The sequence below is a fragment of the Streptomyces sp. NBC_00464 genome, assembly GCF_036013915.1.
GTDB lineage: Bacteria > Actinomycetota > Actinomycetes > Streptomycetales > Streptomycetaceae > Streptomyces.
The window spans coordinates 4265091-4291614 of sequence record NZ_CP107899.1; the positions used below are offsets into that span (position 1 = coordinate 4265091).

26 protein-coding genes and 1 pseudogene are annotated in these 26524 nt (G+C 71.0%); 18 read left to right on the forward strand and 9 right to left on the reverse strand.

Features of this window, described 5'->3' with window-relative positions; translation table 11 throughout:
- Window positions 1-5 precede the first annotated feature (5 nt).
- From OG912_RS19225 to OG912_RS19235, 3 genes and pseudogenes are all read left to right on the forward strand, one after another.
- The gene (locus tag OG912_RS19225) at window positions 6-680 is read left to right on the forward strand and encodes a response regulator transcription factor (protein ID WP_327710425.1); all 675 of its coding nucleotides are present in this window, start codon (window positions 6-8) and stop codon (window positions 678-680) included.
- A gap of 9 nt (window positions 681-689) precedes the next feature.
- Window positions 690-1325, forward strand: coding sequence for an AAA family ATPase (locus OG912_RS19230; RefSeq protein WP_327713473.1), 636 nt, complete (start codon window positions 690-692; stop codon window positions 1323-1325).
- A pseudogene (locus OG912_RS19235) lies at window positions 1235-1453 on the forward strand (ATP-binding protein); the annotation flags it as partial. The gene OG912_RS19230 and the pseudogene OG912_RS19235, both read left to right, overlap by 91 nt.
- A gap of 15 nt (window positions 1454-1468) precedes the next feature.
- On the opposite strand, the gene OG912_RS19240 reads toward OG912_RS19235, so the two are convergent.
- Window positions 1469-2587 (reverse strand): DUF5937 family protein, encoded by a 1119-nt coding sequence (locus OG912_RS19240; protein WP_327710426.1) that lies wholly within the window; start codon window positions 2585-2587, stop codon window positions 1469-1471.
- A gap of 84 nt (window positions 2588-2671) precedes the next feature.
- Window positions 2672-3886, reverse strand: a complete 1215-nt coding sequence (locus tag OG912_RS19245) for a threonine aldolase family protein (RefSeq protein WP_327710427.1) — start codon at window positions 3884-3886, stop codon at window positions 2672-2674.
- Window positions 3887-4074: 188 nt separating this feature from the next.
- Between OG912_RS19245 and OG912_RS19250 the strand changes: the two genes are divergently transcribed.
- From OG912_RS19250 to OG912_RS19295, 10 genes are all read left to right on the forward strand, one after another.
- Window positions 4075-5031, forward strand: a complete 957-nt coding sequence (locus tag OG912_RS19250; RefSeq protein WP_327710428.1) for a Rossmann-like and DUF2520 domain-containing protein — start codon at window positions 4075-4077, stop codon at window positions 5029-5031.
- The gene (gene panC / locus OG912_RS19255; RefSeq protein WP_327710429.1) at window positions 5028-6044 is read left to right on the forward strand and encodes a pantoate--beta-alanine ligase; all 1017 of its coding nucleotides are present in this window, start codon (window positions 5028-5030) and stop codon (window positions 6042-6044) included. The genes OG912_RS19250 and panC overlap by 4 nt, the downstream gene beginning before the upstream one ends.
- Window positions 6041-7780 carry an L-aspartate oxidase gene (locus tag OG912_RS19260; protein WP_327710431.1) on the forward strand — a complete coding sequence of 580 codons (1740 nt, stop codon included), beginning with the start codon at window positions 6041-6043 and terminating at the stop codon, window positions 7778-7780. The genes panC and OG912_RS19260 overlap by 4 nt, the downstream gene beginning before the upstream one ends.
- 2 nt (window positions 7781-7782) lie before the next feature.
- Window positions 7783-8826, forward strand: coding sequence for a carboxylating nicotinate-nucleotide diphosphorylase (nadC, locus tag OG912_RS19265; protein ID WP_326736942.1), 1044 nt, complete (start codon window positions 7783-7785; stop codon window positions 8824-8826).
- Window positions 8826-9623 (forward strand): type III pantothenate kinase, encoded by a 798-nt coding sequence (locus OG912_RS19270; RefSeq protein ID WP_024493731.1) that lies wholly within the window; start codon window positions 8826-8828, stop codon window positions 9621-9623. Before nadC ends, OG912_RS19270 begins: the two co-directional genes overlap by 1 nt.
- 137 nt (window positions 9624-9760) lie before the next feature.
- Complete coding sequence (locus tag OG912_RS19275) at window positions 9761-10336, forward strand: hypothetical protein (RefSeq protein WP_327713474.1); 576 nt, start codon at window positions 9761-9763, stop codon at window positions 10334-10336.
- 42 nt (window positions 10337-10378) lie between these two features.
- The gene (locus tag OG912_RS19280) at window positions 10379-10558 is read left to right on the forward strand and encodes a hypothetical protein (RefSeq protein WP_326736941.1); all 180 of its coding nucleotides are present in this window, start codon (window positions 10379-10381) and stop codon (window positions 10556-10558) included.
- A gap of 124 nt (window positions 10559-10682) precedes the next feature.
- On the forward strand, window positions 10683-11132 hold the full coding sequence (locus OG912_RS19285; protein WP_326736940.1) for a BlaI/MecI/CopY family transcriptional regulator: 450 nt from the start codon (window positions 10683-10685) through the stop codon (window positions 11130-11132).
- 9 nt (window positions 11133-11141) lie between these two features.
- Window positions 11142-11699, forward strand: coding sequence for an amino-acid N-acetyltransferase (locus tag OG912_RS19290; protein WP_326736939.1), 558 nt, complete (start codon window positions 11142-11144; stop codon window positions 11697-11699).
- A gap of 144 nt (window positions 11700-11843) precedes the next feature.
- On the forward strand, window positions 11844-12179 hold the full coding sequence (locus OG912_RS19295; protein ID WP_326736938.1) for a histone-like nucleoid-structuring protein Lsr2: 336 nt from the start codon (window positions 11844-11846) through the stop codon (window positions 12177-12179).
- On the opposite strand, the gene OG912_RS19300 is transcribed toward OG912_RS19295, so the two are convergent.
- Window positions 12158-12778 carry an SCO3374 family protein gene (locus OG912_RS19300; RefSeq protein WP_327710432.1) on the reverse strand — a complete coding sequence of 207 codons (621 nt, stop codon included), beginning with the start codon at window positions 12776-12778 and terminating at the stop codon, window positions 12158-12160. The genes OG912_RS19295 and OG912_RS19300 overlap by 22 nt on opposite strands.
- Window positions 12779-13220: 442 nt before the next feature.
- On the opposite strand from OG912_RS19300, the gene OG912_RS19305 reads away from it, so the two are divergent.
- The 3 genes from OG912_RS19305 to OG912_RS19315 all read left to right on the forward strand — a co-directional run bounded on the left by OG912_RS19305 (window position 13221) and on the right by OG912_RS19315 (window position 18300).
- Entirely contained in the window at window positions 13221-15749 is a 2529-nt protein-coding gene (locus OG912_RS19305; protein ID WP_326736936.1) for an ATP-dependent Clp protease ATP-binding subunit, read from the forward strand.
- A 219-nt stretch (window positions 15750-15968) separates the two neighbouring features.
- Window positions 15969-17156, forward strand: coding sequence for an outer membrane protein assembly factor BamB family protein (locus OG912_RS19310; RefSeq protein ID WP_327710433.1), 1188 nt, complete (start codon window positions 15969-15971; stop codon window positions 17154-17156).
- A 418-nt stretch (window positions 17157-17574) separates the two neighbouring features.
- Window positions 17575-18300 carry a M23 family metallopeptidase gene (locus OG912_RS19315; protein ID WP_327710435.1) on the forward strand — a complete coding sequence of 242 codons (726 nt, stop codon included), beginning with the start codon at window positions 17575-17577 and terminating at the stop codon, window positions 18298-18300.
- Window positions 18301-18321: 21 nt separating this feature from the next.
- Here the strand turns inward: OG912_RS19315 and OG912_RS19320 are convergent, their stop codons facing one another.
- On the reverse strand, window positions 18322-18906 hold the full coding sequence (locus OG912_RS19320) for a TetR/AcrR family transcriptional regulator (protein ID WP_327710436.1): 585 nt from the start codon (window positions 18904-18906) through the stop codon (window positions 18322-18324).
- Window positions 18907-19029: 123 nt separating this feature from the next.
- Here OG912_RS19320 and OG912_RS19325 point away from each other — a divergent pair, with 123 nt between their 5' ends.
- Window positions 19030-20601 carry an MDR family MFS transporter gene (locus OG912_RS19325; RefSeq protein ID WP_327710437.1) on the forward strand — a complete coding sequence of 524 codons (1572 nt, stop codon included), beginning with the start codon at window positions 19030-19032 and terminating at the stop codon, window positions 20599-20601.
- Window positions 20602-20678: 77 nt separating this feature from the next.
- On the opposite strand, the gene cseC is transcribed toward OG912_RS19325, so the two are convergent.
- The 5 genes from cseC to OG912_RS19350 all read right to left on the reverse strand — a co-directional run bounded on the left by cseC (window position 20679) and on the right by OG912_RS19350 (window position 25279).
- A complete protein-coding gene (gene cseC / locus OG912_RS19330) occupies window positions 20679-22070 on the reverse strand; it encodes a two-component system sensor histidine kinase CseC (RefSeq protein WP_327710438.1) in 1392 nt (463 codons plus the stop codon).
- The gene (gene cseB, locus OG912_RS19335; protein ID WP_327710439.1) at window positions 22067-22771 is read right to left on the reverse strand and encodes a two-component system response regulator CseB; all 705 of its coding nucleotides are present in this window, start codon (window positions 22769-22771) and stop codon (window positions 22067-22069) included. Before cseB ends, cseC begins: the two co-directional genes overlap by 4 nt.
- Before the next feature lie 10 nt (window positions 22772-22781).
- A complete protein-coding gene (locus OG912_RS19340; RefSeq protein ID WP_327710440.1) occupies window positions 22782-23525 on the reverse strand; it encodes a hypothetical protein in 744 nt (247 codons plus the stop codon).
- Window positions 23513-24157, reverse strand: a complete 645-nt coding sequence (locus tag OG912_RS19345) for a SigE family RNA polymerase sigma factor (RefSeq protein WP_326736928.1) — start codon at window positions 24155-24157, stop codon at window positions 23513-23515. Before OG912_RS19345 ends, OG912_RS19340 begins: the two co-directional genes overlap by 13 nt.
- 219 nt (window positions 24158-24376) lie before the next feature.
- Entirely contained in the window at window positions 24377-25279 is a 903-nt protein-coding gene (locus OG912_RS19350) for an A/G-specific adenine glycosylase (protein WP_326736927.1), read from the reverse strand.
- A gap of 377 nt (window positions 25280-25656) precedes the next feature.
- Between OG912_RS19350 and OG912_RS19355 the strand changes: the two genes are divergently transcribed.
- Entirely contained in the window at window positions 25657-26454 is a 798-nt protein-coding gene (locus OG912_RS19355) for a hypothetical protein (RefSeq protein WP_327713475.1), read from the forward strand.
- Window positions 26455-26524 lie beyond the last annotated feature (70 nt).

Consider the following 26524-nt stretch of genomic DNA (forward strand, 5'->3'; position numbering starts at 1 on the left):
ACCCCATGGCGATCCGCGTGATGCTCGTCGACGACCAGGCGCTGCTGCGCACCGGCTTCCGGATGGTGCTCGCCGCGCAGCCGGACATGGAGGTCGTCGCCGAGGCCGGCGACGGCGCGGAGGCGATCGAGAACCTCCGCTCCACCGCTGTCGACGTGGTGCTGATGGACGTACGCATGCCCCGGCTGGACGGCGTCGAGGCCACCCGCCGCATCTGCGCGCAGCCCGATGCGCCCAAGGTGCTCATCCTGACGACGTTCGACCTCGACGAGTACGCCTTCTCGGGGCTGAAGGCGGGGGCCAGCGGCTTCATGCTGAAGGACGTGCCGCCGGGCGAACTGCTCGCCGCGATCCGTTCCGTGCACAGCGGCGACGCCGTCGTCGCCCCGTCCACCACCCGCCGGCTGCTCGACCGCTTCTCCTCGATGCTGCCCAGCGGCACGTCCGAGCCCCAGCACAAGGACGTCGCCAAGCTCACCGAACGCGAACGCGAGGTGATGCTCCTGGTGGCCCAGGGCCTGTCGAACGGCGAGATCGCTGGGCGTCTGGTGCTCTCCGAGGCGACGGTGAAGACGCACGTCGGCCGCATCCTGACCAAGCTGCGCCTGCGTGACCGGGTGCAGGTCGTCGTGCTCGCGTACGAGACCGGGCTGGTGCGCGCCGGGGGCGGGGCGGGCTGACCGGTGGGCGTGCTCCTCTGGATCAACGGTCCCTTCGGCGGCGGCAAGACGCAAACGGCGTACGAGCTGCGGCGTCGGCTGCCCGGCAGCGTGGTCTGCGATCCGGAGCACGTCGGCTTCGGGCTGCACCGGACGCTGCCGCCCGCGCTGCGCGGGGACTTCCAGGATCTGCCGGCCTGGCGGCAGGGGGTGCGCGACATGCTGGATCTCGCCCTGCGCGGGCATCCGGGCACGGTCATCGCCCCCATGACCCTGGTCGACGCCGGCTACTTCGCGGAGATCGTCGGGCGGCTGCGGGAGGACGGGCACCCGGTGCACCACTTCGCCCTGCTCGCCGAGCGTGCGACGGTGCTGCGACGGCTGAGTGAGCGTGGGCTGGGGCGGGGCCCTCGGACCGACCGGCGCATGGGGGGCGGCGTCGCGGGTCTGGGCACGCGCATCTGCGGCGTTGTCGTCAATCAACAACGCTCCGCGTTGCCTCAATCCTCCGCCTTGCAGCTGCACGCACCCAGACCCGCTCCTTCTCCCGCCCCCCATGCGCCGGTCGGCCCGGGCGCGAGAGCTTCGCCGTCGCGAAACTGGACCACTGCCTGGAGCGGCTCGCGGGCCCGGAGTTCGCCGAGCACATCCGTACCGACCGGCTGACGGTCCCGCAGGTCGCCGACCGGATCGCCGCGTCGGCGGGTCTCACCCCGCTGCCGGACACGGACAGCGCGCTGCGGCACCGGGTGCGGCGGGCCTGGACGGGGATCAAGCACATCCGCCTCGACTGAGCGGGGGCGCCGGGCTCAGCGCAGGATCCCCTCCAGGAAGTCGCTGCCGAGCCGCGCCACCACGGTCAGGTCCAGCTGGTGCAGTACGTACCGGCCGCGGCGCCGCGTCGTGACCAGGCCGGCCTTCTTGAGCACCGTGAGATGGCGGGAGACCTCGGGAGAGGTGATCCCGTTCGTGTCGGCGAGCTCCCCGGTCGTGTACGGCGAGCGGGCGATGTTGCGGCACAGACGCATCCGCATCGGGTGGGCCAGGGCCTCCATCCGGAGCTGGAGCAGTTCCACCGAGGCGGGCGAGGGCAGCTCCGGCCGGTGCACGGGATAGTGGATCACCGGTCGCCAGCCCGGGGCGTGCAGCACCATCAGATGCGGCCAGCCGAAGCTGGTCGGGATGAGGGTGAGGCCCGCGCCGATGTCGGGGTCGGTGGCGTCGGTCGAGCCCTCGGTCAGCTTGTCGACGCTGATCCGCTTCCCGTCCTCGTCGACCGAGAGCGCGGGCGAGACCGCCCGCACGGCCTCGGCGAGCCCCTTGTGCCGCAGCAGATCCGTCTTGTGCCGCGCGTCGGCCGCCAGCTGGACCCGCACCCGCTGCCAGGTGTCCGCGAAGAACGCCTCGTCGCAGTCCTCGAGGAGGCGCCGGATCCAGCGGCGTACGGGGGCGGGGTCGGCCAGCAGCCGCTGGGTGAACTCCACCTGCTGCGGGCCGCGCGCCGCCGCCATGTCCAGGGCCCGCGCCCGCATGCCGGGATCGTGCAGGGGGGAGGCCGCGCCGGTCCCGTACAGGTTCGCGCAGGTGAACTCCAGGGCGGCGGAGACGAACCGCTCGTCGTCCAGCCGGTCCAGGATGTCCAGGTCCTCGGCGAGGTCGGCGCCCGTCCTGCCGTTGCCGCCGAGGACACCGGCGAACGGCATGAAGATGTCCGAGAACGTGTTCCGCCACAGGAAGTCGGCCTCGTGCAGCCGGTCGGCCAGGTCCGGCTCCAGAGACGTGGTGGTGGCCGTCGTCCAGCCGTGCAGCCCGGGGTGGTGTCCCGGCTCGGACAGCGCGTGCAGGGCGACCCCCAGCTCGACGAGGGGAGAGGTCTCGAAGACGACGCGGCCGGGGTCGAGCCCCGCGATGTCGATGGTTACGCTCACCCGTCCATGGTGCGGGGTGAACGGGGCGGTCCGGACCGCGATTGACGGACGGCGTCAATCGGCGGCCCGCCGGGTGTGCGCGCCCTACCGCCGGTCCACCCGCTTCAGGAACTCCGCCACTGCCGCACGGACGTCCGCCGCCGTCCACTCCAGCCCTGCCTCCGACACCGTGACCTCGGTGAACGACAGTCCGGGAGGGCCCGCGGCAGCCGGGTGCCACTTGCGGAAGAGGGCCACGCCCGTCTCCTCGGCCTGACGTACGGACGCCTCGCTCAGGGCGTCCGCCGGGTGGGGCAGCCAGACCTGGAACTGGTGCGTGTGCGGGGGTTCCGGGTGCACCCGGAACCACCCGGCACCGGCCTCCGTGAACCCTTCGGCCAGCGCCGCGGCCACCACCTTCGCGTGCGCCACGTACGACGGCAGCTTCGGCAGCTCCCGGTCCAGGCCGATCAGCGCGGCGAGCGCCGCCGGGAACTGCTGGAAGAGCTGACCCCCGTACCGGTGCCGCCAGGTGCGGGCCTCCTCGATCAGCGAGGCGGACCCGGCGAGCGCCGCCCCGGAGATTCCGCCGAGGGTCTTGTAGAACGACACGTACACACTGTCCGCGAGCGCCGCGATCTCCGGCAGTTCACGCCCGAAGCGGGAAGCGCACTCCCACAGCCGCGCCCCGTCGAAGTGCACCACCGCGTCGCGCTCGCGAGCCGCCGCCACCACGGCCTCCAGCTCCTCCCACGTGGGCAGGACGAAGCCGGCGTCACGCAGCGGCAGCTCCAGCATCAGGGTGCCGAACGGCTCCGCGAAGTCGCGGACCTCGTCGGCCGTGGGCAGCCGCGGCGCGGACGTCGGGTGGACGGTACGCAGTCCGCTGACCGCCGACAGGGCGCCGCGCTCGTGCACCTCGGGGTGGGCGAGCGGGTGCAGGGCCACCGTGGCGTTGCCGGTGCGGCCGGCCCAGCAGCGCAGCGCGACCTGCTGTGCCATCGTCCCGGTCGGGAAGAACGCGGCGGCCTCGGTGCCCAGCAGTCCGGCGATCCGCTGCTCCAGCTCGGCGACGACGCCGTCGCCGTAGATGTCCGCGGGCCGGTCCGGATCGGTGACCGTGGCCGCGCCCGCGGTCAGTGCCGCCAGCTGCTCGCCGAGCGAACGGTCCACCGGCGTCCGGGCCAGGATCCGGTCGGCCTGCCGCCACGCGCTGATGCGGCGCAGCCGCTGCGCGTCGGCATCCTCGTCCCCGTATCCGCGGGGGATCTGTGTCCCGTCCGCCGCCTCGTCGTGCACCTGCTCGTCTCTGTCTGCCATGGGACGATCATCACGCAGAACGCAGCCCCTGCCCACAGGGTATTGACGCCCCCGGCCCGCAAGGTGCCGCAGCGGTCCGGAGTTTCCCACAGCCTGTGGACAGCCGGGGGGTCGGACGAAACGCTGGCGTAGCATGCAGAGAAATCGTCCGGTACCCCCCGCGGACTGGAACGGAAGGCCACCGCCGCGTGAATGCAACTGCCCCCCAGGAGCCCCTCGACGCGAGGGACCGCCCCGCCCGGCTCACCGTCGGCGTCGTGGGCGCGGGCCGCGTCGGCCCCGCCCTCGCCGCAGCCCTGGCACTCGCCGGGCACCGCCCGGTCGCCGTGTCGGGCGTCTCCGACGCCTCGGTGCGCCGCGCCGCCACCCTGCTCCCGGACGTCCCCCTGGTGACGCCCGCCGAGGTCCTCGCGCGCGCGGAACTGGTCCTGCTGACGGTGCCCGACGACGCCCTGCCGGGTCTTGTCGAGGGCCTCGCGGAGACCGGCGCGGTCCGCCCCGGCCAGCTGATCGTCCACACCTCGGGCCGGTACGGGACGAAGGTGCTGGATCCCGCGCTGCGGGCCGGCGCCCTGCCGCTGGCCCTGCACCCGGCGATGACGTTCACCGGCACCTCCGTGGACGTCCAGCGGCTGGCCGGCTGCTCCTTCGGGGTGACGGCCCCCGAGCAGCTGCGGCTCGCCGCCGAGGCGCTGGTCATCGAGATGGGCGGCGAGCCCGAGTGGATCGCCGAGGAGGCCCGCCCGCTCTACCACGCGGCGCTCGCCCTGGGCGCGAACCACCTGGTCACCCTGGTGGCCCAGTCGATGGAGCTGCTGCGCACGGCCGGGGTCGCCGCCCCCGACCGGATGCTCGGCCCGCTCCTCGGCGCCGCCCTGGACAACGCCCTGCGCTCCGGTGACGCCGCCCTGACCGGCCCGGTCGCCCGGGGTGACGCGGGCACCGTCGCCGCGCACATCGGCGAGCTGCGCACCCATGCCCCGCAGACGGTGGCCGGTTACGTCGCGATGGCCCGCGCCACCGCCGACCGCGCACTCGCCCACGGCATGCTCAAGCCGGAGCTCGCCGAGGACCTGCTCGACGTCCTGGCCGACGGCTCGGGCGCCCCGGGCAGCGCCGGCACCGGACCGGAGGAATCCCGATGACCGCATCCGCCGCCACCCTGCTCCGTACCGCCGCCGAACTGACGGGGTACCCCCCCGAGGACGACCGGGCCGAGCGTGCCGTCGTCATGACGATGGGCGCTCTGCACGAGGGCCACGCCTCCCTGATACAAACCGCACGTGCGGTTGTCGGACCGGCCGGACAGGTCGTCGTCACCGTCTTCGTCAACCCGCTCCAGTTCGGCGAGAGCGCCGACCTCGACCGCTACCCGCGCACCCTGGACGCCGATCTCGCGGTGGCCGGCGCGGCCGGCGCCGACGTGGTCTTCGCGCCGTCCGTCGACGAGGTCTACCCCGGCGGCGAACCGCAGGTCCGGATCTCCGCGGGCCCGATGGGCGAGCGCCTCGAAGGCGCCTCCCGTCCCGGGCACTTCGACGGCATGCTCACCGTCGTCGCCAAGCTGCTCCACCTCACCCGCCCCGATGTCGCGTTCTTCGGGCAGAAGGACGCCCAGCAGCTGGCGCTGATCCGCCGCATGGTGCGCGATCTGAACTTCCCCGTGGAGATCGTGGGCGTGGAGACGGCCCGGGAGCCGGACGGCCTCGCGCTGTCCAGCCGCAACCGCTTCCTCGACCCGCACGAGCGCCACACCGCGCTCGCCCTGTCCCGCGCGCTGTTCGCGGCCCGTGACCGGCTCGCCGCCCAGCAGGCCCTGCACGCCCGCGCGCAGACCGCCGGGGCGACGGAGGGCCGGGCCGCCGGACTCACCCGGCTCGGCGAGGCCCGGCTGGCGGCCGACGCCCAGGCGGTCGCCCGGGCCCGGCCGGACGGCGGCCCCGCGGCCGTGCGCGCCGCCGCCCGCACGATCCTGGACGACGCGGCAGCCGAACAGCCCCCGCTCGACCTCGACTACCTGGCGCTCGTGGACCCGGCGGACTTCACCGAGATCCCCGACGACCGCACCGACGGCGACGCGATCCTCGCCATTGCCGGCCGGGTGGGCGCCACCCGCCTCATCGACAACATCCCGCTGACCTTCGGAGCCCCCGCGTGACCGGAATACGGCTGACCGCCCCCGCCCCCGGCTGGTCCATCGACGCCGATGTCGTGGTGGTCGGCTCCGGCGTGGCCGGACTCACCACCGCGCTGCGCTGCGCCGCCGCGGGCCTCGCCACCGTCGTCGTCACCAAGGCCCGGCTCGACGACGGCTCGACCCGCTGGGCCCAGGGCGGCGTCGCGGCCGCACTCGGTGAGGGCGACACCCCCGAGCAGCACCTGGACGACACCCTGGTCGCCGGCGCGGGCCTGTGCGACGAGGCGGCGGTACGCACCCTGGTCACCGAGGGCCCCGACGCCGTACGCCGGCTGATCGGCACCGGCGCCCAGTTCGACACCGCGGACGACGGCACCATCGCGCTGGGCCGCGAGGGCGGCCACCACCGCCGCCGCATCGCCCACGCGGGCGGCGACGCGACGGGCGCGGAGATCTCCCGCGCCCTGGTCGAAGCGGTCCGCGAAGCCGCCCTGCACACGGTCGAGAACGCCCTCGTGCTCGACCTGCTCACCGACGCCGAAGGCCGTACCGCGGGTGTCACCCTGCACGTCATGGGCGAGGGCCAGCACGACGGGGTCGGCGCGGTCAACGCCCCCGCGGTCATCCTCGCCACCGGCGGCATGGGCCAGGTCTTCTCCGCCACCACCAACCCGCCGGTCGCCACCGGCGACGGCGTGGCACTCGCGCTGCGGGCGGGCGCGGAGGTCTCGGACCTCGAATTCGTCCAGTTCCACCCCACGGTCCTCTTCCTCGGCGCCGGTGCCGAGGGCCAGCAGCCGCTCGTCTCGGAAGCGGTACGGGGCGAGGGCGCCCATCTCGTCGACGCACACGGCACGCGCTTCATGCTCGGGCAGCACGAACTGGCCGAGCTCGCCCCGCGCGACATCGTCGCCAAGGCCATCACCCGCCAGATGCAGCTGCACGGCACCGAGCACATGTACCTCGACGCCCGCCACTTCGGCGCCGAGATGTGGGAGCAGCACTTCCCCACCATCCTGGCGGCCTGCCGGGCCCATGGCATCGACCCGGTCACCGAACCGATCCCGATCGCCCCGGCCGCGCACCACGCCTCCGGCGGCATCCGCACCGACCTGCGGGGACGTACGACCGTGCCCGGCCTGTACGCCTGCGGCGAGGTCGCCTGCACCGGGGTGCACGGCGCGAACCGGCTGGCGTCCAACTCGCTCCTGGAAGGCCTCGTCTTCGCCGAGCGCATCGCGGCCGACATCGTCGCCCACCGGCCCCGGTCCTCCGCCGCCGCCGCCGTCGCCGACCACCCCGCGCCCTCCCCGCTGCTGCCTCCCGAGGCCCGGAGCACGATCCAGCGCATCATGACCCGCGGCGCCGGGGTCGTACGTTCCGCCGACAGCCTCGCCAGGGCCGCCGAGGAGCTGGAGGACCTGCACCGCAGCGCGTTCCTGAAGGCCGGGGCGGCCGAGCCCAAGGACGCGGTGCCCGGGGTCGAGGCATGGGAGGTCACCAACCTGCTCCTCGTCTCCCGGGTCCTGGTCGCCGCCGCCCGCCGCCGCGAGGAGACCCGCGGCTGCCACTGGCGCGAGGACCGGCCCGAGCGCGACGACGAGAACTGGCGCCATCACCTCGTCGTGCGGCTCACCCCCGACCGGCAGCTCGTCCTCCGTCGGACGGATACCGAGGCATTCGGGCCCGTACAGCCGTCCGGGGCACCAGACTGCGCAGCAACAGGAACCACCCACCCCACTCCCGAGGAGCCGTAACCGTGAGCACGCCCGAAGAGAATCCGCGCCCCACACCCGTGGACGTACCGCTGATCCAGATCGGCGCGCCCGCACCTGCCGCGGGCGGCTGCGGGGACGGCTGCGGCTGCGGCGGGGAGGACGGCTACGACCTGGACGCCCTGGAGTGCGGACTGGACCCCGCGCTCGCCCAGCTCCTCGCCGAGGCGGGCCTGGACCCGGTCACCGTCGAGGACGTCGCGCACGTCGCCATCGAGGAGGACCTCGACGGCGGGGTGGACGTCACGACCGTCGCCACCGTCTCCGAGGACGCCGTGGCCACCGGTGACTTCACCGCCCGCGAGGCGGGTGTCGTGGCCGGTCTGCGGGTCGCCGAGGCCGTTCTCTCCATCGTCTGTACGGACGAGTTCGAGGTCGAGCGGCACGTCGAGGACGGCGACCGTGTCGTCCCGGGCCAGAAGCTGCTGACCGTCACCACCCGCACCCGCGACCTGCTCACCGGCGAGCGCAGCGCGCTCAACCTGCTGTGCCGGCTCTCCGGTATCGCGACCGCCACCCGCGCCTGGGCCGATGTGCTGGAGGGCACGAAGGCCAAGGTCCGCGACACCCGCAAGACGACTCCGGGCCTGCGCGCCCTGGAGAAGTACGCGGTGCGCTGCGGCGGCGGCGTCAACCACCGCATGTCGCTGTCCGACGCCGCACTGGTCAAGGACAACCACGTGATCGCGGCAGGCGGGGTCGCCGAGGCGTTCAAGCGGGTCAGGGACGAGTTCCCGGACCTCGCGATCGAGGTCGAGGTCGACACGATGCAGCAGGTCACCGAGGTCCTGGACGCCGGTGCCGATCTGATCCTGCTGGACAACTTCACCCCGTCGCAGACGGCCGAGGCCGTCGCGCTCGTCGGCGGCCGCGCGGTCCTGGAGTCCTCGGGCCGGCTGTCCCTGGACTCCGCCCGCGCCTACGCCGAGGCCGGTGTGGACTACCTGGCCGTCGGCGCGCTGACCCACTCCTCGCCGATCCTCGACATCGGCCTGGACTTCCGCGACACCGACGGGGCCGGCGCCTGATGCTGCTCACCATCGACGTCGGCAACACCCACACGGTCCTCGGACTGTTCGACGGTGAGGAGATCGTCGAGCACTGGCGCATCTCCACCGATGCCCGCCGCACCGCCGACGAGCTGGCGGTGCTGCTCCAGGGCCTGATGGGCATGCACCCGCTGCTGGGCATGGAGCTGGGCGACGGCATCGAGGGCATCGCGATCTGCTCCACCGTGCCGGCCGTCCTGCACGAGCTGCGCGAGGTGACCCGCCGCTACTACGGCGACGTCCCCGCCGTCCTCGTCGAACCGGGCATCAAGACCGGTGTGCCGATCCTGATGGACAACCCGAAGGAGGTCGGCGCGGACCGCATCATCAACGCGGTCGCCGCCGTCGACCTGTACGGCGGCCCGGCGATCGTCGTCGACTTCGGCACGGCCACCACCTTCGACGCGGTCTCCGCCCGGGGCGAGTACACCGGCGGCGTCATCGCCCCCGGCATCGAGATCTCGGTCGAGGCGCTCGGGGTCAAGGGCGCCCAGCTGCGCAAGATCGAGCTGGCCCGGCCGCGCAGCGTGATCGGGAAGAACACCGTCGAGGCCATGCAGGCGGGCATCATCTACGGCTTCGCCGGCCAGGTCGACGGTGTCGTCGGACGCATGAAGAAGGAACTGGCGGCCGATCCGGACGACGTCACGGTCATCGCGACGGGCGGCCTTGCCCCGATGGTGCTGGGCGAGTCCTCCGTCATCGACGAGCACGAGCCCTGGCTCACGCTCATCGGGCTGCGCCTGGTGTACGAGCGCAACGTGTCGCGCCTGTAGCGACGCGGCCCTGACCGGGAGGTCCCCGGCGCGGTGGCTCATGGAGCCGCCGCGCCATCGACGGCCAGTTAAACGGATTTTGTCTATTTAGCACGTATTGTCGCGTTATGCCCACGCCCTACGGATCACGCGGCGGTATGGCGTTCAGCGCGGACGAGCTGCGAGTGCTCCGCCGTGCCCTCGCCATCGCCCTCCACCCCGCGCCCCTGCCCGACGAGGACGTCCAGGACTGCCTGCGGCTAGCGGGCGCAGTCGACGAGGCGGTCGGCGAGGCCGGACGGCTGCGCGCCTTCCTCCTCGCCGACCTCGTCCGCTACCGAAACGCCCTCCCCGGCTCCCTCAGCGGATATCTGGAGCGCCTCCAGGACGCGTTGGCCGCCGGGTACGACCCCCGCCCCGAGGATCTCGCCGCCCTGCGCGCCCTGCGTGGCGGAGCGGCCGCCGCAGCGCTTCTGGAGCGCTGTCAGGTGCTCGCGGAGCGCTCGGTGCGGGCCCGCCTCGCCGGACGCGCGGTGTCCGCGACGGCGCCCGCACCCCGCAGCCGGCTGCTCGCGCTGCCCGGCGGCCGCGCCGCGGAGCCGGAGAAGCCGACGACCCCGGTGGTCCCGGCCCGTCCGGCCCCGCCGTCCGAACGCCCGGCGCCGAAGCCCTCAGAGGTCTTCCCGCCCCGTCGCCGCCCGGTCCCGCCACCGCAGCAACGCGCCGCGGGGTAGGGCCTTTCACCGGGCGCGGCCGGGCTCGCTACTCTGGATGCCATGGACTACGTATCCGCGCTCGTGCCCCCTGTGGTGATGGCTGCCTTCTTCATCGGCCTGGTCGTGACGATCGTCAAGAGTCAGGGCGGACCGAACAAGGCCAAGGAGGACGCGGCCGTGGACGCGGCGATCAGCCGTGCGGAGTCCGCCCAGCAGGCGCCGCACGCCGGCGGGGTCTGACCTCCGGGTCCCGCGCTTCCCGCGCACCACACGCATACGAAGGGCGCACGGCTCCCGAGAGCCGTGCGCCCTTTGCTGTGTAAATAAACCGGCTATTCCAGACATCTGGCACTAAGGTGACGCTGTGCCCCGCCAATTGGGAGAGCTGGAAGACGCCGTGATGACGCGGGTCTGGCAATGGAACCGACCGGTAACCGTGCGGGAAGTCCTTGAAGACCTTCAGCAGGAGCGGTCCATCGCCTACACCACCGTCATGACGGTTATGGACAATCTCCATCAGAAGGGCTGGGTGCGCCGGGAAGTGGACGGCCGCGCATATCGATATACGGCGGTCTCGACCCGCGCCGCGTACTCGGCCGCACTGATGAACGAAGCCTGGTCGCAGAGTGACAACCCCGCAGCCGCCCTGGTCGCGTTCTTCGGCATGATGTCGGCCGAGCAGCGTGACGCCCTCAGGGACGCCATGCGGATCGTTCTGCCCACACTTCCCGAGGACGTCGCGCAGCCGGCCGGCGAAGGTTCCGGTGAAGGCGTCCAAGCGGCCGATGACGCGGAGCCGGACACCGGGCGATAGCGTCGGGGTATGTCCTCAGAGCTTCCGCATACCGATTTCCAGACCGATCCGTCTGTTATAAACCTCGCCATCACCGTCCGCCGCGCGAGGACGAGCGATGTTGCCTCGGTCCGGCGACTCCTCGACGGCTACGTGCGAGAAGGCATCCTGCTCGACAAAGCGACGGTGACGCTTTACGAGGACATCCAGGAGTTCTGGATCGCCGAACGCGACGAGGACGCCCGGGTCATCGGCTGCGGCGCACTGCACGTGATGTGGGAAGACCTGGCCGAAGTCCGTACTCTCGCTGTTGATCACAGCATCAAGGGCGCCGGAGTCGGGCATCAAGTGCTGGACAAGTTGTTGCAGACGGCCCGCTGGCTGGGTGTGCGACGGGTTTTCTGTCTCACCTTCGAAGTCGACTTCTTCGCGAAGCACGGCTTCGTGGAGATCGGCGAGACACCGGTCGACGGAGATGTCTACAGTGAGCTGCTGCGTTCCTATGACGAGGGAGTCGCGGAGTTCCTCGGTCTCGAACGAGTGAAGCCGAACACCTTGGGCAACAGTCGGATGCTTCTGCACCTGTGACCGCCGCAAGAAGCGCGATCCCTATGTCCGAATCGCGCACGTTTCCCGGCTTCTTGTGCTCCTGAACCTCTCCCGGGGGTTTGTGTTTTCCGGGGAAAAGCGGTTTCCTTTCCGCGTACTCCATTTTCGATGAAAGGAAATCCGGTGGCGCAGAAGGTTCAGGTCCTTCTTGTTGACGACCTCGACGGCGGCGAGGCGGACGAGACCGTGACGTTCGCTCTCGATGGCAAGACGTACGAGATTGACCTCACCACGGGCAACGCGGACAAGCTCCGTTCGCTTCTTGAGCCGTACGCGAAGAGCGGCCGGCGTACCGGTGGCCGCGCGGCGTCCGGACGCGGCAAGGGCCGTGCCGTTCCCGGCGGCAACAAGGACACCGCCGAGATCCGTAAGTGGGCGCGCGAGAACGGCCACAATGTGAATGACCGTGGCCGCGTTCCCGCGGACATCCGTGAGGCTTACGAGAAGGCCAACGGCTGATCAGCCGTTTCATCGGGGGACATCCCCGTCCGGGCACGCCTCAACCGGGCCCGGTGGCATTCCGTCGCCACGGCGTCCACGAGCCGGATGAGATCGGGAGCATCCCCACCCCTGCTCCCGAAGCCGGAGAGGGCCGGAAACACCGGTTCTCCCTCCTGCTCGTGCGTTGGACAGGGGGGCCGCAGCCATACGGCGGCCCCCGGCGGACCCGGCCGGCCAGGCGGCGGCGGTGCGGTGATCCGCCCGCCCGAGCCGACAGCGGTCAGTGCGAGGGCGACTCCGCCCCACTCCAGCCAGTCGAGCAGCCCGGGCAGCTCGTCGGCGCTTCCCGGCGCCACCAGCAGACTCATCCGCCGGCCCGTCAGCGCCACCGGACCGGTGCGACCCACTCGCCGCAGCGCCGCGTGGCCGGCGTCGGCGGGGACGACGAGCGCGTCGAACCGCAGCCCGGTCAGCAGCCGCACCGGTGCGCTGCCGGCCGTTGCCCAGCCGAGCTCCTGCTCGTACCACCGGGCGCAGGCGCTCCGTGACGCACCATCGGCACGGCTGCCCCGCTCTGCGGGGAACGCGGCGCGGGGCGGTGGGACGGTGAGGGTCATGACGAAAGAACTCCCGATCCGCGCCAAGGGTTACGCAGAGTCCATGATCGAATGCATAGTGTGTCCGGGTTAGGGGCGTACGGGCGCATTCGGGAGTACGAAGATGTTCGCCCGTAGCGGAGGGAACCCGCGTACGCCGCATGGACTGTCTGTAATTGCGGGTAAGACATCCCTAGTGGGAGGGGCGACACGCAAGCCACCGGACGTCTCACGTTCGCCATCGGCGTACTGGCGATAGGGGTATCTGCCTGGCCTGCGGGAACATCGTCTCGCACCATCGGGTTGGAGCAGTTGTCGGCGTTCGGGGCAGGAGATCCCCCCGGGAAGCAGGGCCGGGTGTCGGCAGTCGAAATGAGCGGTCCCCGCTTGCGGGACTAAGCTGCGGAAGGACAGGGAGGGGACCGACCCCTTACTGCCTGACCGCTCTGAGGAGCGATTAACGATGTTCGAGAGGTTCACCGACCGCGCGCGGCGGGTTGTCGTCCTGGCTCAGGAAGAAGCCCGGATGCTCAACCACAACTACATCGGCACCGAGCACATCCTCCTGGGCCTGATCCACGAGGGTGAGGGTGTCGCCGCTAAGGCCCTGGAGAGCCTCGGGATTTCGCTCGAGGCGGTCCGCCAGCAGGTGGAGGAGATCATCGGTCAGGGCCAGCAGGCCCCGTCCGGGCACATCCCCTTCACACCCCGAGCCAAGAAGGTCCTGGAGCTGTCGCTCCGCGAGGCCCTTCAGCTCGGCCACAACTACATCGGCACCGAGCACATCCTGCTCGGCCTGATCCGCGAGGGCGAGGGCGTCGCAGCCCAGGTCCTCGTGAAGCTGGGCGCCGACCTCAACCGGGTGCGCCAGCAGGTCATCCAGCTGCTGTCCGGCTACTCGGGCGGCAAGGAGGCGGCCACAGCGGGCGGCCCCGCGGAGGGCACGCCCTCCACGTCGCTGGTGCTCGACCAGTTCGGCCGGAATCTCACCCAGGCCGCTCGTGAATCCAAGCTCGACCCGGTCATCGGGCGCGAGAAGGAGATCGAGCGGGTCATGCAGGTGCTGTCCCGCCGTACGAAGAACAACCCGGTCCTCATCGGCGAGCCCGGCGTCGGCAAGACGGCGGTCGTCGAGGGCCTGGCGCAGGCCATCGTCAAGGGCGAGGTGCCCGAGACCCTCAAGGACAAGCACCTCTACACCCTCGACCTCGGTGCGCTGGTCGCCGGCTCCCGCTACCGCGGTGACTTCGAGGAGCGCCTGAAGAAGGTGCTCAAGGAGATCCGCACCCGCGGCGACATCATCCTGTTCATCGACGAGCTCCACACCCTGGTGGGTGCGGGTGCCGCCGAGGGCGCGATCGACGCGGCGAGCATCCTCAAGCCCATGCTGGCGCGAGGCGAGCTCCAGACCATCGGTGCCACCACGCTCGACGAGTACCGCAAGCACCTGGAGAAGGACGCCGCTCTCGAGCGCCGCTTCCAGCCCATCCAGGTCGCGGAGCCGTCGCTGCCGCACACCATCGAGATCCTCAAGGGTCTGCGCGACCGCTACGAGGCCCACCACCGCGTGTCCATCACGGACGAGGCGCTGGTCCAGGCCGCGACGCTGGCCGACCGCTACATCTCGGACCGCTTCCTGCCGGACAAGGCGATCGACCTGATCGACGAGGCCGGTTCCCGGATGCGCATCCGCCGGATGACCGCGCCGCCGGACCTCCGCGAGTTCGACGAGAAGATCGCGGGCGTGCGTCGCGACAAGGAGTCGGCCATCGACTCCCAGGACTTCGAGAAGGCGGCGTCTCTCCGCGACAAGGAGAAGCAGCTGCTGGCGGCGAAGGCCAAGCGCGAGAAGGAGTGGAAGGCCGGCGACATGGACGTCGTGGCCGAGGTCGACGGCGAGCTCATCGCCGAGGTCCTCGCCACCGCGACCGGCATCCCGGTCTTCAAGCTGACGGAGGAGGAGTCCTCCCGTCTGCTGCGCATGGAGGACGAGCTCCACAAGCGCGTCATCGGGCAGAAGGACGCCATCAAGGCCCTCTCGCAGGCGATCCGCCGTACGCGAGCCGGTCTGAAGGACCCGAAGCGCCCCGGTGGCTCGTTCATCTTCGCCGGTCCGTCCGGTGTGGGTAAGACCGAGCTGTCCAAGACGCTCGCCGAGTTCCTCTTCGGTGACGAGGACGCGCTGATCTCCCTCGACATGTCGGAGTTCAGCGAGAAGCACACGGTGTCCCGCCTCTTCGGCTCGCCCCCCGGCTACGTGGGGTACGAGGAGGGCGGCCAGCTCACCGAGAAGGTGCGCCGCAAGCCGTTCTCCGTCGTCCTCTTCGACGAGGTCGAGAAGGCCCACCCCGACATCTTCAACTCCCTGCTCCAGATCCTGGAGGACGGTCGCCTGACCGACTCCCAGGGCCGGGTCGTGGACTTCAAGAACACGGTCATCATCATGACGACCAACCTCGGGACCCGGGACATCTCCAAGGGCTTCAACCTGGGCTTCGCCGCCCAGGGCGACGTGAAGACGAACTACGAGCGGATGAAGATCAAGGTCAACGAAGAGCTCAAGCAGCACTTCCGGCCCGAGTTCCTCAACCGCGTCGACGACACGGTCGTCTTCCACCAGCTCACCGAGGAAGACATCATCCAGATCGTCGACCTCATGCTCGCCAAGGTGGACGAGCGTCTGCGGGACCGCGACATGGGCATCGAGCTGAGCCCGGCCGCCAAGTCCCTGCTGGCGAAGAAGGGCTACGACCCCGTGATGGGCGCCCGGCCGCTGCGCCGGACGATCCAGCGCGAGATCGAGGACATCCTCTCCGAGAAGATCCTCTTCGGTGAGCTGCGCCCCGGTCACATCGTGGTCGTCGGCACCGAGGGTGAGGGTGAGGAGCAGAAGTTCACCTTCCGCGGCGAGGAGAAGTCGGCTCTGCCCGACGTCCCCCCGATCGAGCAGGCGGCAGGCGGCGCCGGCCCGAACATGACGAAGGAAGCGTGAGCGGCGCCTAGCGTCCGAGCGTACGAAGGGGCGGCCCCGGACCGGTTCACACCGGTCCGGGGCCGCCCCTTTGCTGTTGCGTACACGGTGACGGGCATGTCACAGAGATGTCCCGGTCGGGTCCGTGCCGCGCAGGGGCGGAAAATCGCTGGCTAGTCTGGCCCGGCTCCGGACGCGTCGTCCGGGTGCGGACGAACAGCGAGGGGGACGAGGCGGATCATGCGCAGAAGCGACGTGTCACGCAGGCAGCTGGTGAAGCTGGCGGGAGCCGGGCTGGTGCTGCTGGGGGCCGGGGCATCGGCCTGCGGGCCGGAGGACGAGCCGGTCGCCACCGGACCGGACGGGCCGAGGCCCAGCACGCCGACGCCGGAGAGCAAGCCGAAGCCCTCCTGGCAGCACGCCTCGACGTACGACGGGCTGGCCTGGATCGACGCGGTCGCGGTCGTGGGCAACGTCGTCCTGGTCTCGGGCGATCCGCTGGTGGCCCGGGACATATCCACGGGCAAGGAGATCTGGTCCCGCGCCGAGGTCACCACTCCGGGCGCCACCATGCTCGTCGGCGACGGGACGCTCTACCTCCAGAGCGCCCGCTACGACGGGAACATCGTCGGGCTGGACGCGGAGACGGGCAAGGACACCTGGCGCAGCCACATGGGGAAGCAGTACTCCCAGCCCCGGCCCATCGCCGTGGACACGAACCGCCTCTACGTCGTCGCGGGAATCCTGGACGAGGAGTTCAGGACGCCGGAGAACGTGATCGCCGCGATCGACACCACCTCGGGCAAGGTCCTCTGGCGCGAGAAGCGTGACAAGGGCACGGAGGAGAACGGCATCACCGCGCGGGTGGCCGGCAGGCGTCTCGTCTACACGGACTTCCGGGAGAACCTCACGGTGCGCGACACCGTCACGGGCCACCAGATCTGGACGAAGAAGATCGGCCGGTCCAACAACCGCGGTTTCGTGGTCCACGACGGCCTCGCCATCCTCGCCAACGGGCAGCGGATGCGCGCCTTCGACCTGGCCGACGGCAAGGAACGCTGGTCCTTCAAGACCGAGGAGTTCAGCCGGTTCAACGATCCGGCGGTTCTGGACGGTGTCCTCTACGTCTCCGACAGCGCACACGGTCTCTGGGCGGCCGACCCCGCGACCGGGAAGGCGCACTGGCACGACAAGGGGAGCCTGGACGTAGCCGCCCCCTGGCAGTTCGCGAAGGTGGGCGACGTCCTCTACGGGGCGACGGAGTTCGACAAGGACGGCGGCATACAGGCCTACGACCCCAGCAACGGGAAGCTGCACTGGACGTACAACGACGGCAGCGGCGACCTTCAGCGGTGGTACCTGGCCGCAGGCAGCAACCAGCTGGTGGCTCTGCACGCGAAGAAGGTGACGGCTCTGCCCGCCGGGTAGCGCCCCCACACCCCGGGCCGAAGGTCCCGAAACGGACAGCCCTTGGTCCCACCGCCGGTGACAAGGCGCACAGCCCTTTCGGGGCCTACTAGGCGCGTTAGGAGGAAGCGCCCTGATCCCGGTCGGGACCTTCGGCCCGGTGCGCGGCGGGGCCTTCGAGGGTTTGGGGTGAACTGCCTGGATGGCGGGGCTGTGTCCGGTATGAACAGTTTGGAACTGGGGCTAAACCTGTCCTGGCGAAGACTTTCGGCAGCGGTCGAGGGGTGTGGGGCGGGCCCTGTGGCAGCGAATTCCCAGGCCTCCAGCTACGGCTTTTCTTCGTAGATGGGGGGTTTGAGTGCATCCGGGGTTGCGGGTTACCAAGGTATGGCCAGCCCGGCACGACGCCGGGTCCAGTCATCCCGGAGGTTCTCTGCTTATGTCGAAGCGCGTTACGTTCCAGACCCGCCGCCCGTCCGCTTCCCGTGTCCGTGGCGCCGTGCTGGCAGCCGGCCTGGGGACGTCGATGGTTCTCGGTGCGGGCGCTGCGTTCGCGGCCGGCACGGCGGGCACCACCGGTACTGCGAGCCTGGCGAGTGCGACCACCGCCGAGTCGGTCGCCCAGCAGGCGGCCGCGCAGGGCAAGGCGGCCGAGCACACCGCGGCGAAGAAGGCCGAGGCGTCCAAGAAGAAGGCCGCTGCCGCGAAGAAGAAGGCGGCCGCCAAGAAGAAGGCCGCCGCGAAGCTCCCGTGGGAGACCCCGGTCGACCACTACGAGCTGAGCGCCAGCTTCGGCAACGACGGCAGCCGCTGGGCGCACAAGCACTCCGGCCAGGACTTCGCCGTGCCGATCGGCACCAAGGTCGAGGCCGCGCACAACGGCACCATCGTGAAGGCCGGCCCCAACGGCGGCGGCGACGGTCCCGCGTACGGCAACGCCATCGTGATCAAGCACAGCAACGGCACGTACTCGCAGTACGCGCACCTCTCGAAGATCAAGGTGCACATCGGCGAGCACGTGAAGAAGGGCGAGAAGATCGCGCTCTCCGGCAACACCGGTAACTCCAGCGGTCCGCACCTGCACTTCGAGATCCGGACCACCCCGAACTACGGTTCGGCGGTCAACCCGGTCAACTACCTGCACAACCACGGCATCTCGGTCTGATCCGACCGCGACACCATCCCGCTACTGGGCGGAATCCGGGCCGTGGGCCCGGGTGACCAGTTCGACGGCGACTTCGAGGGCGGCCTTCCGCTTGTCCTCGGGGTCGCCGTCGACGTCTTTCAGCGCGAGCATGCCGGCGTGCAGGGTGAAGAGCGCACTGAAGCACCGCACCTGATCGGTGAGCGGTGCGTCGGGATCCTTGATCAGGTCCACCAGCGCCAGGACCCGGTCCTTGATCGTCACGCCGATGCTCAGGTCGCGCACGGTCGCCTGGTTCTCCTGCATGAAGCGGAAGAGCGGGGTGGCGCCGGCCAGGGCCTCGCTGTAGCGGCTGAGGATCTCCTTCTTCGTCTCCAGGGTGCGCGGCTGCGTCTCGCCCCAGGTGATCAGGTCCTCGACGGGTCGGTTGAGGTCCTCGAAGATGCTGACCAGGATGTCTTCCTTGGTCTTGAAGTGGTAGTAGAGCGCGGCCTTGGTGACATCGAGGTGCTCGGCGATCTCGCGCAGTGAGGTCTTCTCGTAGCCCTGCTCGGCGAAGAGGTTCAGGGCGACGTCCTGGATGCGCTGTCGGGTGTTGCCCCGGCGCGGCTGCGGCGTGCTGCCCATGGTGCTCTCCCAAAAACTTACTTGACGCCCGGCTAGTTACGGGGCTACCTTCCCCGAGTGTAGTCAACTAGCCGGGCGGCAAGTAAGGGCCCGGTGTACAGGGGAACCGGGGAGTTGGGGAACATGGCGGACCTGATGAAGGCGGCGGACGGAAAGGCGGAAGCACCGCCCGGACCGGCGGAGAAGCCCGCCCCGCGACAGCGCAGCGTGCGGGTGGTGGTGCTCGCCCTGATGATCGCCATGCTGCTGGCCATGCTCGACAACCTGATCGTCGGCACCGCGATGCCGACCATCGTGGGTGACCTCGGCGGTCTGGAGCACCTGTCCTGGGTCGTGACCGCCTACACCCTGGCCACCGCCGCCTCCACCCCCATCTGGGGCAAGCTCGGCGACATGTACGGGCGCAAGGGCATCTTCCTCACGTCCATCGTGATCTTCCTGATCGGCTCGGTCCTCAGCGGCATGTCCCAGGACATGGGTCAGCTGATCGGCTTCCGGGCGATCCAGGGTCTCGGCGCGGGCGGTCTGATGGTCGGCGTCATGGCGATCATCGGCGACCTCGTGCCGCCCCGCGAGCGCGGCAAGTACCAGGGCATGATGGCCGGCGTCATGGCGATCGCGATGATCGGCGGACCGCTGGTCGGCGGCACCATCACCGACCACCTCGGCTGGCGCTGGAGCTTCTACATCAACCTGCCGCTGGGCGCCGTCGCCCTGGCCATGATCACCATCGTGCTTCACCTGCCCAAGCGGGAACGCACCAAGGCGAAGGTCGACTACCTCGGTGCCGGGCTCCTGACGGTCGGCATCACCGCGATCGTCCTGGTGACCACCTGGGGCGGTTCGGAGTACGACTGGAACTCCGCGGTCATCATGGAGCTCATCGCCATAGGCGTCGCCGCACTGGCCGGCTTCCTGTTCGTCGAGACCAAGGCCGCCGAGCCGATCATCCCGCTGCACATCTTCCGCAACGCCAACTTCACGCTGATGTCCGTGGTCGGCTTCATGGCGGGCTTCGTGATGTTCGGCGCGGTGCTCTACCTGCCGCTGTTCCAGCAGTCCGTCCAGGGCGCGTCCGCGACCAACTCCGGACTGCTGCTCCTGCCGATGCTCCTGGCGATGATGATCGTCTCGCTGGTCGCCGGGCGGATCACCACCAGCAGCGGCCGGTACAAGATCTTCCCGATCGTGGGATCGGTCCTGATGGTCGCCGGACTCTTCCTGCTCTCGACGATGGACACGGACACCACCCGGTTCACCTCCGGCATCTACATGGCGGTGCTCGGTGCGGGCATGGGCTTCCTGATGCAGATCACGATGCTCGTCGCGCAGAACAGCGTCGAGATGAAGGACATGGGCGTCGCCTCGTCCTCCACCACCCTGTTCCGTACGCTCGGCAGCTCCTTCGGTGTCGCCATCATGGGCGCGCTGTTCACCGGCCGGGTGAGCGACGAGATGGCCGCCCGCGGTGGTGCGGGCGCCACCATGCACGGCGCCCAGCTGGACGCGGCGAGCCTGGCGAAGCTGCCGGTGCCGGTGCGCGAGGCGTACGAGTACGCGGTGGCGTCCGGCACCCACATCGCCTTCCTGGTGGGCGCCTCGGTCGGACTGGTCGCCCTGGTGGCGGCGCTGTTCGTCAAGGAGGTGCCGCTGCGGGGCACCGGACCGGAGAAGGCCCCGGTCGTGGAGGCCTGACCGTCCGCATCCGCAGACATGCCGAGGCCCCGGGGTGCGTGCACCCCGGGGCCTCGGCGCTGTCCTGCCCGGACGGCTCAGCGCTCGGGCCGACCGCCGCGCAGGTCCGCTTCGCCGCCCGCGGCCTTCCTGCCGCCGGGCGCCGGGCCGCGCTGTTCGCCCAACTGCAGCATGGGGAAGCTGCCGGTGTCCGTGGGTGCGTGCTCGGGCAGCCACAGGACGGCGATCGCCCCGCCGGCGCCCTCGGCCGCCCCCGCGGGAGCGGCGTTGCGGAAGGTGAGCCGGGCGCCGAGCACCCGCGCCTGACCGGCCGCGATCGTCAGCCCCAGTCCGTGCCCCTGCCCGGCCCGGTCGGTGGATCCGGTACGGAACCGGCTCGGCCCCTCCCGCAGCAGCGCCGCCGGGAACCCCGGACCGTGATCGCGGACCCGCACCACCCGGCCCTCGACGGTGACCTCCACGGGCGTGGAGCCGTGCTTGGCGGCATTGCCCAGCAGATTGAACAGAATGCGCTCCAGCCGCCGCGGATCGGTGCTGACCCACGACTCGTGGACCACCTGCACCCGCACCTCCGGGCCCAGCAGCGCCACCCGGCGGCTGACGAACTCGCCCAGCGCCAGCTGCTGCAGCTCGGCCCGCTCGGATGCGCTGTCCAGCCGCGCCACCTCCAGCACGTCCTCGACCAGCGTGCGCATCGCCTGCGCCCGGTCCCGTACGAGCTCCGACGGCCGTCCCGGCGGCAGCAGCTCGGCAGCCGTCAGCAGACCCGTCACGGGCGTGCGCAGTTCGTGCGCGATGTCCGCGGTGACCCGGCGCTCGGCCTCGATCCGTTCGTTCAGCGCGTCCGTCAGGGCGTCCACCGCGCCGGCCAGCTCATCGGTCTCGTCCCGCACGACCCCGCCGACGGCGTCCCCGACCCGTACATCGGTATGGCCCTGCGCCACCCTCCCCGCGGCGGCCGCCGCCTTGCGCAGCCGGCGCGAGAGCCGGCCGCCGATCAGCACGCCCAGCGCGGAGCCGCCGAGGACGACCGAGACCGAGCCGATGATCAGGGCCCGGTCGAGATCGCCCAGGATCGTGGTGGAGCGGTCGGCGAAACGGGTGTGCAGCGAGAGCACGTCGCCGCCGGGCAGCGGAACGGCCGCCCAGACGTCGGGTACCCCGCCGCTGTCCTCGACATGCGTCGCGCGCCGGTTGCGCCGGGTCTCCTGGCGCAGGCTCTTCGGCATCGTCGGATCGTTGAGCTTCGCGCCGAAGCGGGGATCGGCCTTCTTCGTCTTCGTCGCCTCGTACAGCAGCTGGGCGTAGGTCAGCCGTTCCAGCTGGACCTCGCGCGCGTTCTCCAGCATGGAGACCCTGGCGGCGTTGTGGACGACCAGGCTCAGCGCGACCGCGATCAGGGCGCCGACCGACGCGATCGCGATGCTGATCTTCCAGCGGACACCCGTCCGCAGGGCCGGGCGCCTCATGCCCTGAGTTTGTAGCCGAAGCCGCGGACCGTCTCGATCCGGTCCTGGCCGATCTTCGTGCGCAGCCGCTGCACATGGACGTCCACGACCCGGGTGTCCCCGCCCCAGCCGTAGTCCCAGACCCGCTCCAGCAGCTTGTCGCGGGAGAGCACCGTGCCGGGCGCGGACGAGAACTCCAGCAGCAGCCGCATCTCGGTCGGGGTCAGGCCCACCTGCTCGCCGCCCTTGCGGACTTCCATGCCCTCGGTGTCGACCTCCAGGTCGCCGAAGACCAGAACGCCGCCCTCGGGATGCGCCGCCGCCTCGCCGCCGCCCGCCCCGCTGCCCGAGGCATGGCCGAAGCGGCGGAGCACCGCCCGGATCCTGGCGACCAGGACCGCGCCGTCGAACGGCTTCGTGACGTAGTCGTCGGCGCCGGCCTCCAGGCCGAGCACCACGTCGATCGAGTCGGCCCGGGCCGACAGCATGATCACGGGCACCGTCGACTCGTCCCGGATGCGCCGGCAGAGGCTGACCCCGTCCAGGCCCGGCACCATCACGTCGAGCAGCGCGATGTCGGGCCGATCGGCCCGGAACGCCTCCAGGCCGCTGAGGCCGTCGGGCATCGCGGTGACCACGAAGCCGTCGCGCTCCAGCGCCAGCTGGGTGGCTTCGCGGATGACGTCGTCGTCCTCGACGAACAGGACATGGGTCTCGGCCATCGGACTGCTCTCAGTTCTTCGTCGGTTCCGTGGGCTCGGGGAAGTCCCCTTCTCCGGCTCCGACGGCTCTGTTGAAGTCGTTGTGCACCCGGTCCTGCTCGCTGAACCGGCTGCTTGCCCAGTGGTACGTGATCACTTCCTCGCCCGAGGGATAGGCGACCGCGTCCTTCTTCTCGTACACCTGCGTCGTCACCACCAGATCACCGCGGTCGATGGTTCCGTAGACGGCGGGCTGCTCGATGGTGAACACGTTCTCGTACGTGCCGTCGGACCGCGGCCGGTAGACATAGGTGCCCACACCGACGGAGTCGCCGCAGGTCATCACGTTCACCACCACGTCGGCGGAGGGGCCGTCGGTCAAGGAGCCGTACGAGGTGTCCACCGGGTACTCGTCACCGGTGCAGGGCCTGAGGTCGGTCCTGACCCGCTCGCTCACCTCGGCATCCGCCTTGAGCAGGGCCACCGCGTCGACCCGGGGCGTCGGCTTCGCCGTGGACGGGGTCATGGTGCTCGGCGTGACCTGGGCGACCGGCTGGGTACCCGCCGGGCCCTCGTCGCGCGTGCCCGTGCCGCCGGTGGAGCAGCTGACGGCGAACAGCGCGAAGACGGCGAGCCCGGCCAGTGCCGTGCTGCTCGCCGCCCAGCCGGTCAGCCGGCGTCCGCGCCCGGTACCGGCCCCGTCCCCCGTGGGTCCTCCGGTGACATCGCCGCCGCTTTCGCCGCCGCCCTCACCGCTGCCTGTCAGGCCGCGCACCGCTCCCGCCCCCGCTCGTCATGACGCCCCTCGCGGGGCGCCCCTGCCCGTGCCCGCGACCGCACCGGGTTCCGGGGCGCCGCGACGCGGACGTCCGCTCCCCGGTCCCCGTCCTCGCGGATGCGCTCCGCACGGCTCGCCGCTTCCCTGCTCTCCAGCTCCTGGCGCAGTCGCGCCAGGGCCCGGTGCAGCGTGCTCTTCACCGTACCGGCCGACATGCCGAGCGCAGCGGCCGTCTCCTCCGTGCTCATCTGCTCCCAGTGTCGCAGCACGACCACGCTGCGCTGCTTGGGAGCCAGCACGCCCAGGACGTCCATCAGCAGGGCGCGGTCGGCACGCTGCTCGGTGCCGTCCTCGACGCTGGCATCGGGGAGCTGCTCGGTGGGGACCTCGTCCAGCTTGCGCGCCCGCCACCACTCGGTGCGGGTGTTGATCATGACGCGACGCAGATAGGCGTCGGCCAGGGACTTGTCGGCGATGCCGTCCCAGCGGCCGTAGGTACGGGCCAGCGCGGTCTGCAGCAGGTCCTGTGCGTCCACGGGGTCGGGGACCAGCCGGCGCGCACTGCGCAGCAACGCGTCCTGCCGGGTACGTACGTACTCCTCGAAACCGAGCACCTCACCCTGCGCCATGACAACCGCCTCCGTCCCCGTGAAACCCCGTAGAACCACCGCCAGCCGCCTGGTCGTCGGGCTGACGTCGGTGACGCTACGGAGCAGTTGTCACGGGGCTGTGCGGAGCAGCCGTACGCCGACGCACGGCTGCCCATCGGTTGTGTAACAGCGCAGGAGGAGAGGGGCAAAGGACCCGGGGAAACGGAACGGGAAGCGGAACAGGGCCCGCCCGGTCCGTCAGGTCAGCGGCAGCCGGTACTGGCCGCCCGCGAGCGGTTCGACCAGGCCGTCGGCGACCAGGCCGTCCAGCGCACGGGCACGCTGCACCGGTTCCTCCCACACCGCGTCGAGCGCCGACTGCGGCACCGGGGTCACCGACTCGCGGAGCACCGCGAGGAGCCTGCCGCGCACCTGCCGGTCCGTACCGGCGTAGGTCTGGCCGCGGCGCGGCGGTCCCTGGTGTGCGGGCTTCCCGGCCAGCCGCCAGGCACACTGCCCGGCGATCGGGCAGCGCGAGCAGTCCTCGTTCTTCGCGGTGCAGACGAGGGCGCCGAGCTCCATCGTCGCGGCCGCCCACTGCGCCGCCTGCTCGTCCTCCTCCGGCAGCAGGGCGCGGGCGAGCTTGCGTTCGGCGGCGGTGGTCGCGTTCGGCGGGTACTGGATGCCGGTCGCGGCCCGGGCGAACACCCGGCGGACGTTCGTGTCGAGGACGGCGTGCCGCTGCCGGTAGGCGAACGAGGCCACGGCGGCCGCCGTGTACTCGCCGATCCCGGGCAGGGCGAGCAGCTGGGCGTGCTCGCTCGGCACGTCGCCGCCGTGCCGTTCCGTTATGGCCTGGGCAGCCCCGTGCAGGCGCAGGGCCCGCCGCGGGTAGCCGAGCCGGCCCCAGGCGCGGACCGCCTCGCCGGGCGGTTGTGCTGCGAGGTCGGCGGGTCGCGGCCAGCGGGCCAGCCACTGCTCGTACACCGGGAGGACCCGGTTGACGGGGGTCTGCTGCAGCATGAACTCACTCACCATCACACCCCAGGCGCCCGCTTCGGGGCGGCGCCAGGGCAGATCGCGGGCGTGCTGGTCGAACCACCCGATGACGGGAGTGTGGAGGGAGGTGGGGGGCGTCTGTGTCGCAGTTGTGGCAGTCATCGCATCGTCGATCCTGGCATGGAAGAGCAGACGGGCGTCAGGGGCACGGGGGTGTCGCCCCTCATAAGAGCCCTTGGAGTGATAGTGCCGCCCGTCTTTCCCTGCCCTGCCGGACCTGTGCTCCGGCAAGTGGCGGCACGCCCCGCGAGCCGTTGCGGCAACTGGCCCACGGATCGTCAATGGTCACTCAAAGTGGTTGTGTATTGACGCAGGGTGCCCATTGAGCAGGTCCGGAGCGGGAACGAGCCGTCCCGGGATGATGATCCGCAAAACTTGGAGGCCTGTGGCGGCGGGTGGGGCGGGAGTTGGCGCTGTTCTCTCGTACAGTTTGCGCCGTGGGATCTCTGCGTAATCCGATCGGGCCGCTTCCCTCCACCATCTACTGGCGACGGAGGGCAGTAGCGGCGACGCTGATTGCGCTGCTCGCGTTGCTGATCGTATGGGCCGTCACCTCCGGTGGCGGCAAGGGGAATCACGACGACTCGCGGGCCCCCGGCTCCGGTCCCGTCGACTCGATCACGCCGGGGCCCTCCGGTTCCGGCCCCGCGATCAGTGAACAGCCGGGCGGGCGCGACGAGTCGGGCGACACCGGCGGCAGCGGCGGGAGCAGCGGCGGGAGCAGTGGCGGAAGTTCGGACGCGGGCTCCGGCGCGGCGGGCTCCGGCGGTACGGGCGACGGCGCGGGCGACAACGGCAACGGCTCGGACACGGAAGCCGGTTCCGGATCGGGCGGCGGAACCGCGGGGCAGCAGGTCCCGGCCGGATCCGCACTTCCCGACTGTGTGCCCGGCGCACTGCGGCTGACCCTGAAGACAGACCTCCGCTACGGACCCGGCGAGAAGCCGAAGTTCCGGCTGATCGCCACCAACACCTCGTCCGCCGCGTGCAAGGCCGACTTCGGGCCGAAGGCCGCGGTGCTCACTGTCACCGAAGCGGGTGGTGACGACGAAGAGGTGTGGTCCTCCAAGGACTGCCCGCGCAACGCGGCCGCCGTGCTGCTGAAGGTGCCTGCGGGGGCGAGCGTCGAGCACGCCGTGGAGTGGGACCGCGCGAAGAGCGCCCCGAAGTGCGCGACACCGCCCGCGGGGGCTGCCGGCCCCGGTACGTATCTGGTCGAGGCCAAGGCCCCGGGCGAGCCCGTGCAGCGCGCCTCGTTCGTCCTCGCGAAGGACTGACGCGGCGCGGGGCACGCCGGGCGGGAGGCGGCCCCGGCCGCACATACTGCCTCCGCGTACCGCTTGGACG